The sequence below is a fragment of the Streptococcus sp. 1032 genome, from assembly GCF_013277015.1.
Lineage (GTDB): Bacteria > Bacillota > Bacilli > Lactobacillales > Streptococcaceae > Streptococcus.
Window position 1 is genome coordinate 73,803 of sequence record NZ_VMMD01000013.1, and the last position, 14,639, is coordinate 88,441.

The 14,639-nt window shown below is 41.2% G+C and carries 16 protein-coding genes; all 16 read left to right on the forward strand.

The features are described 5' to 3' along the window. The first annotated feature begins 57 nt into the window (after window positions 1-57). Window positions 58-696: a uridine kinase gene (udk, locus tag HT711_RS03805; RefSeq protein WP_001181365.1), complete on the forward strand. Its 639-nt coding sequence runs from the start codon at window positions 58-60 to the stop codon at window positions 694-696. 127 nt (window positions 697-823) lie between these two features. Beyond that, on the forward strand, window positions 824-2,164 hold the full coding sequence (gene xseA / locus HT711_RS03810) for an exodeoxyribonuclease VII large subunit (RefSeq protein WP_173233546.1): 1,341 nt from the start codon (window positions 824-826) through the stop codon (window positions 2,162-2,164). Continuing rightward, a complete protein-coding gene (locus HT711_RS03815) occupies window positions 2,142-2,354 on the forward strand; it encodes an exodeoxyribonuclease VII small subunit (protein ID WP_000043230.1) in 213 nt (70 codons plus the stop codon). The genes xseA and HT711_RS03815 overlap by 23 nt, the downstream gene beginning before the upstream one ends. Then, entirely contained in the window at window positions 2,351-3,226 is an 876-nt protein-coding gene (locus HT711_RS03820) for a polyprenyl synthetase family protein (RefSeq protein ID WP_173233544.1), read from the forward strand. The genes HT711_RS03815 and HT711_RS03820 overlap by 4 nt, the downstream gene beginning before the upstream one ends. Then, window positions 3,219-4,034: a TlyA family RNA methyltransferase gene (locus tag HT711_RS03825; protein WP_173233543.1), complete on the forward strand. Its 816-nt coding sequence runs from the start codon at window positions 3,219-3,221 to the stop codon at window positions 4,032-4,034. Before HT711_RS03820 ends, HT711_RS03825 begins: the two co-directional genes overlap by 8 nt. After that, window positions 4,027-4,458, forward strand: coding sequence for an arginine repressor (locus tag HT711_RS03830; RefSeq protein ID WP_020902883.1), 432 nt, complete (start codon window positions 4,027-4,029; stop codon window positions 4,456-4,458). Before HT711_RS03825 ends, HT711_RS03830 begins: the two co-directional genes overlap by 8 nt. A 6-nt stretch (window positions 4,459-4,464) precedes the next feature. Further along, window positions 4,465-6,132: a DNA repair protein RecN gene (gene recN / locus HT711_RS03835; protein WP_173233541.1), complete on the forward strand. Its 1,668-nt coding sequence runs from the start codon at window positions 4,465-4,467 to the stop codon at window positions 6,130-6,132. 1 nt (window position 6,133) lies between these two features. Then, window positions 6,134-6,862 carry a metallophosphoesterase family protein gene (locus tag HT711_RS03840; protein WP_112443730.1) on the forward strand — a complete coding sequence of 243 codons (729 nt, stop codon included), beginning with the start codon at window positions 6,134-6,136 and terminating at the stop codon, window positions 6,860-6,862. Window positions 6,863-6,940: 78 nt separating this feature from the next. After that, on the forward strand, window positions 6,941-8,764 hold the full coding sequence (gene lepA / locus HT711_RS03845) for a translation elongation factor 4 (RefSeq protein WP_078238629.1): 1,824 nt from the start codon (window positions 6,941-6,943) through the stop codon (window positions 8,762-8,764). A 463-nt stretch (window positions 8,765-9,227) separates the two neighbouring features. Then, complete coding sequence (locus tag HT711_RS03850) at window positions 9,228-9,704, forward strand: PTS sugar transporter subunit IIA (protein ID WP_000521972.1); 477 nt, start codon at window positions 9,228-9,230, stop codon at window positions 9,702-9,704. Window positions 9,705-9,742: 38 nt separating this feature from the next. Further along, window positions 9,743-10,048, forward strand: coding sequence for a PTS sugar transporter subunit IIB (locus tag HT711_RS03855; protein WP_173233539.1), 306 nt, complete (start codon window positions 9,743-9,745; stop codon window positions 10,046-10,048). 47 nt (window positions 10,049-10,095) lie between these two features. Further along, entirely contained in the window at window positions 10,096-11,571 is a 1,476-nt protein-coding gene (locus HT711_RS03860; protein WP_173233537.1) for a PTS galactitol transporter subunit IIC, read from the forward strand. A 106-nt stretch (window positions 11,572-11,677) separates the two neighbouring features. Then, a complete protein-coding gene (locus HT711_RS03865; protein WP_173233535.1) occupies window positions 11,678-12,571 on the forward strand; it encodes an aldose 1-epimerase family protein in 894 nt (297 codons plus the stop codon). 156 nt (window positions 12,572-12,727) lie between these two features. Then, entirely contained in the window at window positions 12,728-13,153 is a 426-nt protein-coding gene (gene lacA / locus HT711_RS03870) for a galactose-6-phosphate isomerase subunit LacA (RefSeq protein WP_000029277.1), read from the forward strand. A gap of 30 nt (window positions 13,154-13,183) precedes the next feature. Then, window positions 13,184-13,699 carry a galactose-6-phosphate isomerase subunit LacB gene (gene lacB, locus HT711_RS03875; RefSeq protein WP_001216913.1) on the forward strand — a complete coding sequence of 172 codons (516 nt, stop codon included), beginning with the start codon at window positions 13,184-13,186 and terminating at the stop codon, window positions 13,697-13,699. 10 nt (window positions 13,700-13,709) lie between these two features. Then, window positions 13,710-14,639: a tagatose-6-phosphate kinase gene (locus HT711_RS03880; protein ID WP_173233533.1), complete on the forward strand. Its 930-nt coding sequence runs from the start codon at window positions 13,710-13,712 to the stop codon at window positions 14,637-14,639.

The following is a 14,639-nucleotide window of genomic DNA, read 5'->3' on the forward strand; positions in this document are numbered from 1 at the left end:
ATAAATTTTGCAAAAAATGTGATAGAATAGACGACGGATAAAAAAACGGAGGATAGCATGCAAAATAGACCAATCATTATCGGAGTGACAGGTGGTTCTGGTGGTGGTAAGACCAGTGTTTCGAGAGCCATTTTATCGCATTTTCCTGATGAAAAGATTTCCATGATTGAGCATGATTCATACTACAAGGATCAGTCTCATTTGACCTTTGAAGAGCGTATCAAAACCAACTACGACCATCCTTTTGCCTTTGATACAGACTTGATGATCGAGCAGATTAAGGAATTGTTGGCGGGTCGTCCGGTGGACATCCCGACTTATGACTATACAGAACATACACGGAGTAGCAAGACCTATCGTCAAGAGCCTCAAGATGTCTTTATCGTTGAGGGGATTTTGGTCTTGGAGGACAAGCGTCTGCGTGATTTGATGGATATCAAGATTTTTGTGGATACAGATGATGATGTGCGCATTATTCGTCGTATTAAGCGCGATATGGAAGAACGTGGCCGTAGCCTTGATAGCGTTATTGACCAGTATCTAGGCGTGGTCAAACCCATGTACCACCAGTTTATCGAGCCAACCAAGCGGTATGCTGATATTGTCATTCCTGAGGGAGTCAGCAATACAGTTGCTATTGACCTGTTGACGACCAAGATTGCAAAGATTTTGGAAGAAGCTCGAAACAGCAAATAATCAGATGTGGAGGCCTTGCCTCCTTTTTCTATTTTTCCCTCATAATGGTACATAAATGGAGATTTTTAGGCATATTTTTGGTATAATAATACCCATGAAAGAGCAAGTAAATGAATAGTAGGTGGAGATGGAAAAGTATTTATCGGTAACAACTTTGACCAAGTATCTGAAAATGAAATTCGATAAAGACCCTTACTTGGAACGGGTCTATTTAACTGGTCAAGTTTCCAACTTTCGTAAACGACCGACTCACCAATATTTCTCCCTAAAGGATGACCATGCAGTTATTCAAGCAACCATCTGGTCTGGGATTTATCAGAAATTAGGTTTCGACCTAGAAGAAGGGATGAAAATCAATGTGATTGGGCGTGTGCAGGTTTATGAGCCAAGTGGTAGCTACTCCATTATCATTGAAAAAGCTGAACCTGATGGGGTTGGTGCGCTTGCGATTCAGTTTGAACAACTTAAGAAAAAATTGACGGAAGAAGGCCTGTTTCAAGAACGTTTCAAGCAACCTCTGCCCCAATTTTCTAAGAGAATTGGTGTAGTGACCAGTCGCAGTGGAGCCGTTATTCGAGATATTATCACGACCGTCAGCAGGCGCTTTCCAGGTGTGGACATTCTTCTCTATCCGACCAAGGTTCAAGGAGATGGAGCAGCAGAGGAAATAGCTCGAAATATTGCGCGTGCCAATCAACGTGACGATTTGGATTTGCTGATTATTGGTCGTGGTGGAGGTTCTATTGAGGATCTCTGGGCCTTTAACGAAGAAATTGTGGTACGAGCTATCTTTGAATCTCGCTTGCCAATCATTTCTAGTGTTGGGCATGAGACGGATGTAACCTTGGCAGATTTTGTAGCGGATCGTCGGGCGGCAACGCCAACAGCAGCTGCTGAACTAGCAACACCTGTTACCAAGTTGGATGTATTAGCTCATTTGCAAAATCAAGAAAAACGGATGGCAACAGCAGTCCGAAATGTCCTATCTAAGAAACAAGAAGCTTTGAAAAAATGCAGTCAGTCTGTTATCTTTAGACAGCCAGAGCGCTTGTATGACGGTTATTTGCAACGATTGGATCAACTGCAACTGCGCTTAAAACAAAGTTTGCAAACACGGATTTCTGATAACAAACAGATAGTCCAAGCAAGGACGCATCGACTGGTACAATTATCACCCGTTACCAAAATCCAACGCTATCAAGACCGCTTAAGCCAGTTGGACAAGCTCCTACGTAGCCAAATGGCGCTGGTTTATGACGCCAAGGTTGCTGAGGTCAAGAGACTTTCAGAAGCCTTGCTCATGTTGGATACCAGTCGAATTGTGGCGCGTGGTTATGCTATTGTCAAAAAGGAAGAGTCCGTTGTAGATTCGGTTGAGAGTTTGAAGAAAAAAGACCAAGTGACGCTTTTGATGCGAGATGGTCGAGTAGAATTAGAGGTTAAAGATGTCAAAACAAAAGAAATTTGAGGAAAATCTAGCAGAACTGGAAACCATCGTCCAAAGTTTGGAAAATGGTGAGATTGCTTTGGAAGATGCGATTACTGCCTTTCAAAAGGGCATGGTCTTGTCAAAAGAGCTCCAAGCTACGCTAGACAAGGCTGAAAAGACTTTGGTCAAGGTTATGCAAGAAGACGGAACAGAAAGTGATTTTGAATGAAAAAGCAAGAAAAATTAGCTCTTGTCGAGTCAGCCTTGGAAGACTTTTATGGAGACCAGCAGTTTGCCTCTAGTTTGCGAGAGTCTGTTCTCTATTCCATTCATGCTGGTGGCAAGCGTATTCGCCCTTTTCTTCTGTTAGAAGTTCTGGAAGCCTTGCAGGTGGCTATTAAACCAGCACATGCACAGGTGGCCGCGGCCTTGGAAATGATTCATACAGGTAGCTTGATTCACGATGACCTTCCTGCTATGGATGATGATGATTACCGTCGAGGGCGTTTGACCAACCATAAGAAATTTGGCGAAGCAATGGCAATTTTGGCTGGAGATGCTTTATTCCTAGATCCTTACGCCTTGATAGCGCAGGCAGATTTGCCAAGTCAGATTAAGGTGGACTTGATTGCCAACTTATCTCTTGCTTCAGGAAGTCTAGGCATGGTAGCAGGGCAAGTTTTGGATATGGAAGGTGAACACCAGCATTTGTCTTTGGAAGAACTTCAGACCATTCATGCTAATAAGACTGGAAAACTACTAGCCTATCCCTTCCAAGCGGCTGCTATCATTGCGGAATTGGCTCCTGAAATTCAGGCAAAACTTAAAACTGTAGGTGAATTGATTGGGCTTGCTTTTCAAGTTAGAGATGATGTGTTAGATGTGACCGCTAGTTTTGAGGAGATCGGCAAGACACCACAAAAGGATCTACAGGCAGAAAAGTCAACCTATCCTGCTTTGTTGGGTTTGGAAGAGGCTATTGCCTTTTGTAACCAAACTCTGGATCAAGCTAATGCCAAATTAGAAGAAATTGCCCAGCAGATTCCCTTTGAAACAGAATCGATTGTAAAAGTAGTAGAAAGTTTGAGAATCAATGGCTAAGGAAAGAGTGGATGTACTAGCTTATAAACAGGGTTTGTTTGAAACGCGAGAACAGGCCAAGCGCGGTGTCATGGCTGGCCTAGTCGTAGCAGTCCTTAATGGAGAACGGTTTGATAAACCAGGAGAGAAAATCCCAGATGACACCGAGCTGAAACTTAAGGGTGAAAAACTCAAGTATGTCAGCCGTGGTGGCTTGAAACTGGAGAAGGCCTTGCAGGTCTTTGATTTGTCAGTGGAAGGAGCTACAACGATTGATATTGGGGCTTCTACTGGAGGATTTACCGATGTTATGTTGCAGAATGGTGCTGAGTTAGTCTTTGCAGTTGATGTTGGTACCAATCAGTTGGCTTGGAAATTGCGCCAAGACCCAAGGGTTGTCAGCATGGAGCAGTTCAATTTCCGCTATGCTGAAAAGATTGATTTCGAGCAGGAATCGATCTTTGCCAGTATTGATGTGAGTTTCATTTCCCTCAGTCTGATTTTGCCAGCCTTGCACCGAGTCTTGGCAGATCAAGGACAGGTTGTGGCTTTGGTTAAGCCCCAGTTTGAGGCAGGACGTGAGCAGATTGGGAAAAATGGGATTATTCGAGATGCCAAGGTCCATCAACATGTCCTTGAATCTGTCACAGCTATGGCAGTAGAGGAAGGATTTTCAGTTCTTGGTTTGGACTTTTCTCCCATCCAAGGTGGACATGGAAATATTGAATTTTTAGCGTATTTGAAAAAAGAAGAGTCAGCAAGCAATCAGGTTCTTGCTGATATTGAAGAAGTAGTAGAGAGGGCGCATAGTCAATTTAAAAATGAATAAAAAAGAGAGACTTGAAAAAATTAGACGATTTGTGACAGATTATCAAATCGGAACGCAAGAAGAAATCGTAGAACATTTGAAAGAGGCAGGAATCACTGCCACTCAAGCGACAGTATCCAGAGATATCAAAGAACTAGGTATTGTCAAAATTCCTTTGAGAGACAACACCTATGTCTATGAATTGCCAAAATCAATCGTAAAAAGTTTGCAACTAGCTGAAGACAATATCGAATCGGCTGAATTGATGGACAAGATGATCAATCTCCAAGTTATCCCAGGAAATACAGCTTTTGTAAAAGCTCAGTTAACCGAGACTTTTGTGGACAAGATTTTTAGCTGTTTGGCTGATGATAGCTCGATTTTGGTTATTGCCAGAAGTGAAAGTCTAGCTGAGGAAATCTTTGAACAAGTAAAAAATTGGTAGGTCTATATGTTACTTGAAATTTCGATAAAAAACTTTGCCATTATTGAGGCTATTTCCCTCCATTTTGAAAAGGGGATGACTGTTCTGACTGGTGAAACGGGTGCAGGGAAGTCGATTATCATTGATGCCATGAATATGATGTTGGGAGCTCGTGCTACGACAGATGTTATTCGTCATGGTGCGCCAAAGGCAGAGATTGAGGGGCTTTTCTCAGTTGAGAATAGTCGCCTTTTACAGGAAATTTTTGATGAGCAAGGTTTGGAAATGGGTGATGAAATTATCATCCGTCGAGAAATCTTGCAAAGTGGTCGTAGTATCAGCCGTGTCAATGGCCAGATGGTCAATCTGTCTGTTTTGCGTGCTATTGGGCAACATCTGGTGGATATACATGGTCAGCATGACCAAGAAGAGTTAATGCGTCCTCAACTTCATATCCAGATGTTAGATGAATTCGGTGACGCAGCTTTTTGGAACTTGAAAGAAACCTATCAAACGAGTTTTGATGCCTACCGTAAAATGCGCAAGCAGGTTCTGGAAGTCAAGAAAAACCAGCAGGAACACAAGGCACGTATCGAAATGTTGGAATTTCAAATGGCAGAGATTGAGGCAGCAAACTTGCAGGCTGGAGAAGATTTGGCTCTCAATCAAGAGCGTGATAAACTGCTCAACCATAAAAATATTGCGGATACACTGACCAATGCCTACAGTATGTTAGACAATGAAGAGTTCTCGAGTCTGGCCAATGTTCGTTCAGCCATGAATGACATGGAAAGTGTTGAAGAGTATGACCCTGAATACCGTGAAATTTCAAGCTCTTTGTCTGAGACCTACTATGTCTTAGAAGATATTAGCAAACGTTTGGAAGCTATTATAGAGGACCTTGATTTTGATGGCAATCGCCTCATGCAGGTTGAGAATCGTTTGGACCTCCTTCACACTATTACCCGTAAGTATGGTGGGACTGTAGACGATGTCTTGCTTTATTTTGCTAAAATTACAGAAGAATACAATCTATTGACAGGTAATAACCTTTCGTCTGAGGACATGGAAGCAGAGCTCAAGAAATTGGAAGTCAATCTTGTTGATTTGGCAGGTCAACTTGCATCTGCTCGTCATGACTTGGCTCAGCAGCTCGAAGCAGAGATTAAACAAGAGCTTCAAGATCTTTATATGGAAAAAGCCCAGTTTCAAGTTCGTTTTAGCAAGGGTAAATTCAGTCGTGAGGGCAATGAAATGGTCGAATTTTACATTTCAACCAATCCTGGAGAAGACTTTAAACCCTTGGTTAAGGTTGCATCTGGTGGGGAATTATCCCGTCTCATGCTAGCCATCAAGTCTGCCTTTTCTCGCAAAGAAGGTAAGACCAGCATTGTCTTTGATGAGGTGGATACAGGAGTTTCAGGCCGTGTAGCTCAGGCTATTGCACAGAAGATTCACAAGATTGGCCAGCATGGGCAGGTTCTGGCTATCTCCCACTTGCCACAAGTGATTGCGATTGCGGATTATCAATTCTTTATTGAGAAGATTAGCAATGACCATTCAACAGTTTCGACTGTTCGTCTTTTGACGGTTGAAGAGCGAGTGGAGGAAGTTGCCAAGATGTTGGCAGGTGATGATGTGACGGAAGCAGCTCTGACGCAAGCCAGAGAATTGTTGAGAAACAGGGAGAAATAAGATGACAGATTATTATGTAATTGGAGATGTTCATGGAAAAGCTGGAATGCTAGAAGACCTTCTCAAAACATGGGATGGTCAGACCCAGTTGCTCTTTCTAGGGGATTTGATTGACCGCGGTGAAGATAGTCGCCGTGTCCTTGAAATGGTTAAGGATTTAGTAGATAATCAAGGGGCTATCTGTTTGTCAGGAAACCACGAGTATATGTTTTTGACTTGGCTCGATGACCCAGAAGAAAGCTATGACCATTATCGTCGCAATGGTGGAGATACAACCATTAACTCTATCCTAGGTCGTCCCTTGGATGCACCAGTTGATGGGGTCGAGGATGCCAAGCGTGTTGCTACTGAAGCAGCAGACTTGGTCGAATTCATTCGTCAAATGCCGTTTGTGGTAGAGACCGACAAGTATATCTTTGTTCACGCAGGTATTGATTTGACCTTGGATGACTGGCATGAAACCACAGATTATAAAAAAGTATGGCTTAGAAAACCATTCCACGAAGCAGAAAATCATACTGGAAAAATCATTGTCTTTGGTCATACACCAGTTTATGGTTTATTACAGCAAGAACGCGGTACAGCTGAGCTTTGGGTGACAGAAGACGGTAAGATTGGAATGGATGGAGGAGCTGTCTATGGTGGTGTCCTTCACGGGATTGTCTTTACAGACCAAGGAATGACAGAACATCACTTTATCGAAAATGACGGCTTTGTCGCTGAAGATTAGTACTCCTAGCAGGGTATGGTCTTGTCAAAATGTCAAAAACAATTTATAATAAATAGATACCCTGAAAGGAAGAGAATCATGAACTTAGAAGAATTGAAAAAACGACAGGAGAAGATCCGTAACTTCTCTATTATCGCCCACATTGACCACGGGAAATCAACTCTAGCAGACCGCATTTTGGAAAAAACAGAGACGGTTTCAAGTCGTGAAATGCAGGCCCAGCTTTTGGATAGCATGGATTTAGAGCGGGAACGTGGGATTACCATTAAGTTGAATGCCATTGAGCTGAATTATACTGCAAAAGATGGAGAAACTTATATTTTCCACTTGATTGACACGCCAGGTCACGTGGACTTTACCTATGAAGTTTCGCGTTCGCTAGCTGCCTGTGAAGGAGCGATTTTAGTGGTTGATGCTGCTCAAGGAATTGAGGCCCAAACCCTTGCCAACGTTTATCTGGCCTTGGACAATGATTTGGAAATCATGCCAGTCATTAACAAGATTGACCTGCCAGCAGCGGATCCAGAGCGCGTGCGTACTGAGATTGAAGATGTCATTGGTTTGGATGCTAGTGAAGCAGTTTTGGCTTCTGCCAAGGCTGGTATCGGTATTGAAGACATCCTTGAGCAAATCGTAGAAAAAGTACCAGCACCAACGGGTGATGTGACGGCACCACTTAAGGCCTTGATTTTCGACTCTGTTTACGATGCTTACCGTGGGGTTATCCTCCAAGTGCGTGTCATGGACGGAGTGGTCAAACCTGGAGATAAGATTCAGCTCATGAGCAATGGTAAGACCTTTGATGTGACCGAAGTTGGTATTTTTACTCCGAAAGCAGTTGGTCGTGATTTCCTTGCGACTGGTGACGTTGGATATATCGCTGCTTCTATTAAGACGGTTCAAGACACTCGTGTGGGTGATACCGTTACCTTGGCAACCAATCCTGCGGCAGAGCCATTACATGGTTACAAGCAGATGAATCCTATGGTCTTTGCGGGTCTCTATCCTATCGAGTCAAACAAGTACAATGACCTGCGTGAAGCGCTTGAAAAATTGCAGCTCAACGATGCCAGTCTGCAGTTTGAACCAGAAACATCTCAGGCACTTGGATTTGGTTTCCGTTGTGGTTTCCTTGGACTTCTTCATATGGATGTTATTCAAGAACGTTTAGAGCGTGAGTTCAATATCGACCTCATTATGACAGCTCCGTCTGTTATCTATAAAGTCAATCTGACAGACGGCGAATCTATGGATGTGTCTAACCCATCTGAGTTCCCAGATCCAACTAAGATTGCGACCATTGAAGAGCCTTATGTCAAGGCGCAAATCATGGTGCCGCAGGAGTTTGTCGGGGCAGTAATGGAATTAGCTCAGCGTAAGCGTGGGGACTTTGTGACTATGGATTATATTGATGACAATCGTGTTAATGTTATCTATCAAATTCCACTTGCTGAAATCGTCTTTGACTTCTTTGATAAACTTAAGTCTTCGACACGTGGTTATGCAAGTTTTGACTACGAATTGTCAGAGTATCGTCCATCTAAGCTGGTCAAAATGGATATCCTTCTCAATGGAGACAAGGTGGACGCCCTCAGCTTTATCGTTCACAAGGATTTTGCTTACGAACGTGGAAAACTTATCGTTGATAAACTCAAGAAAATTATCCCTCGTCAACAATTTGAAGTTCCAATCCAGGCAGCAATTGGACACAAGATTGTCGCTCGTACTGATATCAAGGCCCTTCGTAAGAACGTACTTGCCAAGTGTTACGGTGGTGACGTTTCTCGTAAACGCAAACTCCTTGAAAAACAAAAAGCTGGTAAGAAACGTATGAAAGCTATCGGATCAGTAGAAGTTCCTCAAGAAGCCTTTCTCAGTGTCTTGAGCATGGATGAAGAATAAAATTTTTACTTAAAAATTAGAGCAGGTTTATAAGCCTGCTTTTTATTATGGGAACATTGTTAATACTCTTCGAAAATCTCTTCAAACCACGTCAGCTTCACCTTGCCGTAGGTATGATCACTGACTTCGTCAGTCTTATCTACAACCTCAAAAGCATGTTTTGAGCTGACTTCGTCAGTTTCATCTACAACCTCAAAATCATGTTTTGAGCTGACTTCGTCAGTTCTATCTACAACCTCAAAACTGTGTTTTGAGCAACCTGCGGCTAGCTTCCTAGTTTGCTCTAGTATTAGAACAGAAAAAATGCTGATAGTATTTGTTTGTGTGTTTATTTTTATATAACAAACTATAAACGCAACAAAAATATAAAAAAAGAGACAAAAATCAACAGAAAACTATTGACAACGATTTCATATAGTGTTATACTTATGGCATAAAGTTAATGGAAAGAAGGGAAAACCTTATGGGATTAGATCATTTCTTTGACAAAAACCTTGTGTTTTGCTTAGAAGCGGATAATCAAGAACATCTCTTTGATCAGGTTGCAACTTTATTGGAAGAACGAGAAATCGTGACTCCAACCTATCGTGAAGCCTTGATCACGCGTGAAAAATCATTTCCAACTGGCTTAGATATGGAATTTTTGGGTAAGGATTTGCCAAATGTGGCTATTCCTCATACAGATATTGTTCATAATCTAGCTGAAAAAGTTGTGGTCGTTCGATTAGATAAACCTGTGACCTTCCACAACATGATTGCACCGGATAAGGAAGTAGAAGTATCCTTGCTCTTCTTTATTATCAATAACTCGAGTTCAAGTCAAACCAATATTCTTGCTCAGTTGATGGACTTCTTCACAGGAAATGGTCATCTTGAAGACCTATCAAAAATTTCTGAACCAGAAGCCCTCTATGCTTATATCGCTGAAGCAATTGCTTAATCTTGTCTATTAAAAATATTAAATTGGAGGAAATCCATATGATTAAAATTCTTGCTGCCTGCGGTGCAGGTGTTAACTCAAGCCACCAAATTAAAAGTGCTCTTGAAGAAGAACTTTCAAACCGTGGTTACGATGTGCACTGTGATGCAGTCATGGTCAAAGACGTTAACGAAGACCTTATCAAAGGTTATGACATCTTCACACCAATTGCTGCTACAGACCTTGGTTTTGACCCAGATATTCCAGTTATCGAAGCTGGACCAATCTTATTCCGTATTCCAGCAATGAGTGCTCCAGTATATGATAATATTGAAGCAGCCATCAAAGAACACGGGTTAAGCTAATTTTAATTTGTTAACATTCATATAACATAAAAAAGGGAGGAACTGTTATGGATGCAATATTTGGTCTAATCAAAGACTTTTTCACACCTATCTTAGATATGGGTGGTCCTGTCATCATGTTAATCATTTTGACAGTATTGGCTTTACTTTTTGGAGTGAAATTCTCCAAAGCGCTTGAAGGTGGTATCAAACTTGCCATCGCTCTTACTGGTATCGGTGCCATCATCGGTATGCTAAACACTGCTTTCTCAGCGTCGCTTGCAAAATTCGTTGAAAATACTGGTATTCAATTGAGTATTACAGACGTTGGTTGGGCACCACTTGCTACAATCACTTGGGGTTCTGCTTGGACACTTTACTTCTTGCTCATCATGTTGATTGTCAACATAGTGATGCTAGCTATGAAGAAAACTGATACACTTGACGTTGATATCTTTGATATCTGGCACTTGTCTATCACAGGTCTTTTGATTAAATGGTATGCAGATAACAACGGTGTGAGCCAAGGGGTTTCACTCTTGATTGCTACAGCAGCTATCGTGCTTGTTGGTGTGTTGAAAATTATCAACTCTGACTTGATGAAACCTACATTTGATGACCTTCTTAACGCTCCAAGTTCATCACCAATGACATCAACTCACATGAACTACATGATGAACCCAGTTATCATGGTTTTGGACAAGATTTTTGAAAAATTCTTCCCAGGTCTTGATAAATATGACTTTGACGCTGCAAAATTGAACAAGAAAATCGGTTTCTGGGGTTCTAAATTCTTTATCGGTTTCATCCTTGGTATCGTTATCGGTATTATGGGAACTCCACATCCAATTGCAGGTGTTGAAGATGCAGATAAATGGCGTCTTGTTATCAGAGGATGGTTGTCTCTTGGTTTGACTGCCGGTGTATCTTTGGAACTCTTCTCACTTATCGGTTCATGGTTCATCGCTGCCGTAGAACCTCTTTCACAAGGTATTACAAACGTTGCTACTAAACGTCTTCAAGGACGTAAATTCAATATCGGTCTTGACTGGCCATTCATCGCTGGTCGTGCTGAAATCTGGGCTTGTGCCAACGTACTTGCACCAATCATGTTGATTGAAGCAGTGCTTCTTTCAAAAGTCGGAAATGGTATCTTGCCACTTGCAGGTATCATCGCTATGGGTGTTACTCCAGCTCTCTTGGTTGTAACACGTGGTAAATTGCTCCGTATGATTATCTTCGGAACACTCTTGTTGCCACTCTTCCTTCTTTCAGGTACACTTATTGCACCATTTGCAACAGAACTTGCTAAAGGTGTAGGTGCCTTCCCAGAAGGTGTGAGCCAAACTCAATTGATTGCTCACTCAACTCTTGAAGGACCAATCGAAAAACTTCTTGGTTGGACAATTGGTAACACTACAACAGGTGATATCAAAGCAATCCTTGGTGCTGTGATCTTCCTTGTATTCTATATCGGTATCTTTGCTTGGTACAGAAAACAAATGATCAAACGTAACGAAGAGTACGCAGCAAAAGCAAAATAATGCGCTCCTATAAAATGTAAATTGTAAAAGCTAGGTTGTCAATTTCCTAATTGGGAGTGACAGCCTAGCTTTTTTCCGAAGTATTAAAATTTGGAGGTAAATAACAGTGATTAAATTAAAATCAGATAAATTAACAGTCGAGTTTAAAACACTCGGTGGCACTCTTTCATCAATTAAAGATAATGACGGTACTGAATACTTATGGCAAGGAGATGCTACTTATTGGAGTGGACAAGCTCCTGTTCTCTTTCCCATTTGTGGTTCATTGAGAGGGGATACAGCACTTTATATAGATGATAATGGACAAGAAAGTAAAGGAAAGATTCCTCGTCATGGTTTGGTTCGCAAGAAAGAATTTGAATTAGTTGAACAGACAGATAATAGTGTAACTTTTGCAATTGAAGACGATGAGAATAGCTACCAGAACTACCCTTATCATTTCCGCCTAGAAATCACTTATATCCTTACTGGGAAGACAGTACGGACTCAATACAAGATTTTCAATAAAGAAACTAACAAGGTCATGCCTTACTTTATTGGTGGCCATCCAGGATTTAATTGTCCTCTACTGGATGATGAAGTCTATGAAGATTATTATCTAGAGTTTGAGAAAGAAGAGACTTGCTCTGTTCCACGTCCTTTCCCAGACACAGGTCTGCTTGATTTTCAAGATAGAAGTCCATGGCTAGAAGATCAAAAAGAATTAGACCTTAGCTATGATCTTTTCAGTACAGATGCAGTCACCTTAGATGAATTGCAATCTAGAACAATTGCCCTTCGTTCTCGTAAACATGATAAGGGATTGAAAGTGAACTTTGCAGAGTTTCCAAATCTCATCATCTGGTCAACTTTGAATAAAGGTCCTTTCATTGCCTTTGAACCATGGTCTGGCTTGTCAACATCCCTTGAAGAAGGAGATCATCTAGAAGATAAGAAGAATGTTCGTCTCTTAGAAGCCAATCAGGTTGAAGAAATAGGGTTTGAGATAGAAGTTTTATAAAAAAGTAAAAAATAAATAACAAAAACAAACATAAACTGTTGACTTTTTCAAACAATAGTAGTATATTATGTTTGTGAGGACTAATTGACTGTTTTTTAAAGACAGCCAATACACTGCTGGAATCCAGCATAGAAAAAATAAAAAGGAGTATACAATATGTCTATTGTTATCGGTGCAGATGCTGCAGGTTTGAGATTGAAAGAAGTTGTGAAAGACTTCTTAGAAAAAGAAAATTTCCACGTTGTGGATGTTACAGCTGAAGGTCAAGACTTTGTTGATGTGACTCTTGCTGTTGCTGCAGAAGTAAACAAAGAAGAACAAAACCTTGGTATCGTGATTGATGCTTACGGTGCTGGTCCATTTATGGTCGCAACTAAGATCAAAGGAATGGTTGCTGCAGAAGTATCTGACGAACGTTCAGCTTATATGACTCGTGGCCACAACAACTCTCGTATGATCACTATGGGTGCACAACTTGTTGGTGATGAATTGGCTAAAAACATTGCTAAAGGATTTGTTAACGGTAAATACGATGGTGGACGTCACCAAATTCGGGTCGACATGTTGAACAAAATGTGCTAATTAGATTACAGTAAGAAAGGTAAGTTAAAAATGAGAATTGCAATTGGATGTGACCACATCGTAACAGATGAAAAAATGGCGGTTTCAGAATTTTTGAAATCAAAAGGATATGAAGTCATTGACTTTGGTACATATGATCATACACGTACTCACTACCCAATCTTTGGTAAAAAAGTAGGGGAAGCTGTAACTAGTGGTCAAGCTGATCTTGGAGTATGTATCTGTGGTACTGGTGTTGGTATCAACAACGCTGTAAATAAAGTTCCAGGTGTCCGTTCTGCCTTGGTTCGTGATATGACAACAGCCCTTTATGCTAAAGAACAATTGAACGCTAACGTTATCGGCTTTGGTGGTAAGATTACTGGTGAATTGCTCATGTGTGATATCATCGAAGCTTTCATCCATGCTGAATACAAACCATCTGAAGAAAACAAAAAATTGATTGCGAAAATTGAACACGTCGAAAGTCACAATGCTCAACAAACAGACGCAAACTTCTTCACTGAATTCCTTGAAAAATGGGATCGCGGAGAATACCACGACTAAGAGGTGACCTATGATTTTAACAGTCACAATGAACCCATCCATTGATATTTCCTATCCTTTGGATGAGTTGAAGATTGATACTGTCAATCGTGTGGTGGATGTAACCAAAACGGCTGGTGGTAAGGGACTCAATGTTACCCGAGTACTTTCAGAATTTGGGGATTCTGTTCTTGCTACTGGTTTAGTGGGTGGCAAACTTGGTGAGTTTTTGGTTGAGAATATCGATGATCAAGTAAAGAAAGATTTCTTCTCAATTCAGGGAGAAACTCGGAACTGTATTGCTATTCTCCACGGTGACAACCAAACAGAAGTTCTTGAAAAAGGACCTGAAGTTCTTGAACAAGAAGGTCAAGAGTTTTTGGAACATTTCAAAAAACTCTTGGACTCAGTTGAAGTAGTAGCTATCTCAGGTAGTCTGCCAGCTGACCTTCCAGTTGATTACTATGCGAGCTTGGTAGAACTTGCTAATCAAGCTGGCAAGCCTGTTGTTTTGGACTGCTCTGGTGCAGCACTTCAGGCGGTTCTTGAATCACCACATAAACCAACAGTCATCAAACCAAATAATGAGGAATTGTCTCAGCTTCTGGGAAGAGAAGTTTCTGAGGATTTGGATGAATTAAAAGAAGTCCTTCAAGAACCTTTGTTTGCAGGTATTGAATGGATTATCGTTTCACTTGGTGCCAACGGTGCTTTTGCCAAACATGGTAACACTTTCTACAAGGTAGATATTCCTAGAATTCAGGTAGTCAACCCTGTCGGATCTGGAGATTCTACTGTAGCAGGAATTTCTTCAGGACTTCTTCACAAAGAATCGGATGCAGAATTACTCATCAAGGCAAATGTCCTTGGTATGCTCAATGCTCAAGAAAAAATGACTGGTCATGTCAACATGGCCAACTATCAAGCTCTATATGATCAATTAATAGTAAAAGAGGTATAA

Coding starts and splice junctions, on each gene's coding strand:
- xseA (WP_173233546.1), top strand. CDS start 824: ATGGAAAAGTATTTATCGGTAACAACTTTGACCAAGTATCTGAAAATG.
- HT711_RS03820 (WP_173233544.1), top strand. CDS start 2,351: ATGAAAAAGCAAGAAAAATTAGCTCTTGTCGAGTCAGCCTTGGAAGAC.
- lacA (WP_000029277.1), top strand. CDS start 12,728: ATGTCTATTGTTATCGGTGCAGATGCTGCAGGTTTGAGATTGAAAGAA.
- HT711_RS03850 (WP_000521972.1), top strand. CDS start 9,228: ATGGGATTAGATCATTTCTTTGACAAAAACCTTGTGTTTTGCTTAGAA.
- HT711_RS03825 (WP_173233543.1), top strand. CDS start 3,219: ATGGCTAAGGAAAGAGTGGATGTACTAGCTTATAAACAGGGTTTGTTT.
- HT711_RS03840 (WP_112443730.1), top strand. CDS start 6,134: ATGACAGATTATTATGTAATTGGAGATGTTCATGGAAAAGCTGGAATG.
- HT711_RS03880 (WP_173233533.1), top strand. CDS start 13,710: ATGATTTTAACAGTCACAATGAACCCATCCATTGATATTTCCTATCCT.
- lepA (WP_078238629.1), top strand. CDS start 6,941: ATGAACTTAGAAGAATTGAAAAAACGACAGGAGAAGATCCGTAACTTC.
- HT711_RS03855 (WP_173233539.1), top strand. CDS start 9,743: ATGATTAAAATTCTTGCTGCCTGCGGTGCAGGTGTTAACTCAAGCCAC.
- HT711_RS03860 (WP_173233537.1), top strand. CDS start 10,096: ATGGATGCAATATTTGGTCTAATCAAAGACTTTTTCACACCTATCTTA.
- udk (WP_001181365.1), top strand. CDS start 58: ATGCAAAATAGACCAATCATTATCGGAGTGACAGGTGGTTCTGGTGGT.
- HT711_RS03830 (WP_020902883.1), top strand. CDS start 4,027: ATGAATAAAAAAGAGAGACTTGAAAAAATTAGACGATTTGTGACAGAT.
- lacB (WP_001216913.1), top strand. CDS start 13,184: ATGAGAATTGCAATTGGATGTGACCACATCGTAACAGATGAAAAAATG.
- HT711_RS03815 (WP_000043230.1), top strand. CDS start 2,142: ATGTCAAAACAAAAGAAATTTGAGGAAAATCTAGCAGAACTGGAAACC.
- recN (WP_173233541.1), top strand. CDS start 4,465: ATGTTACTTGAAATTTCGATAAAAAACTTTGCCATTATTGAGGCTATT.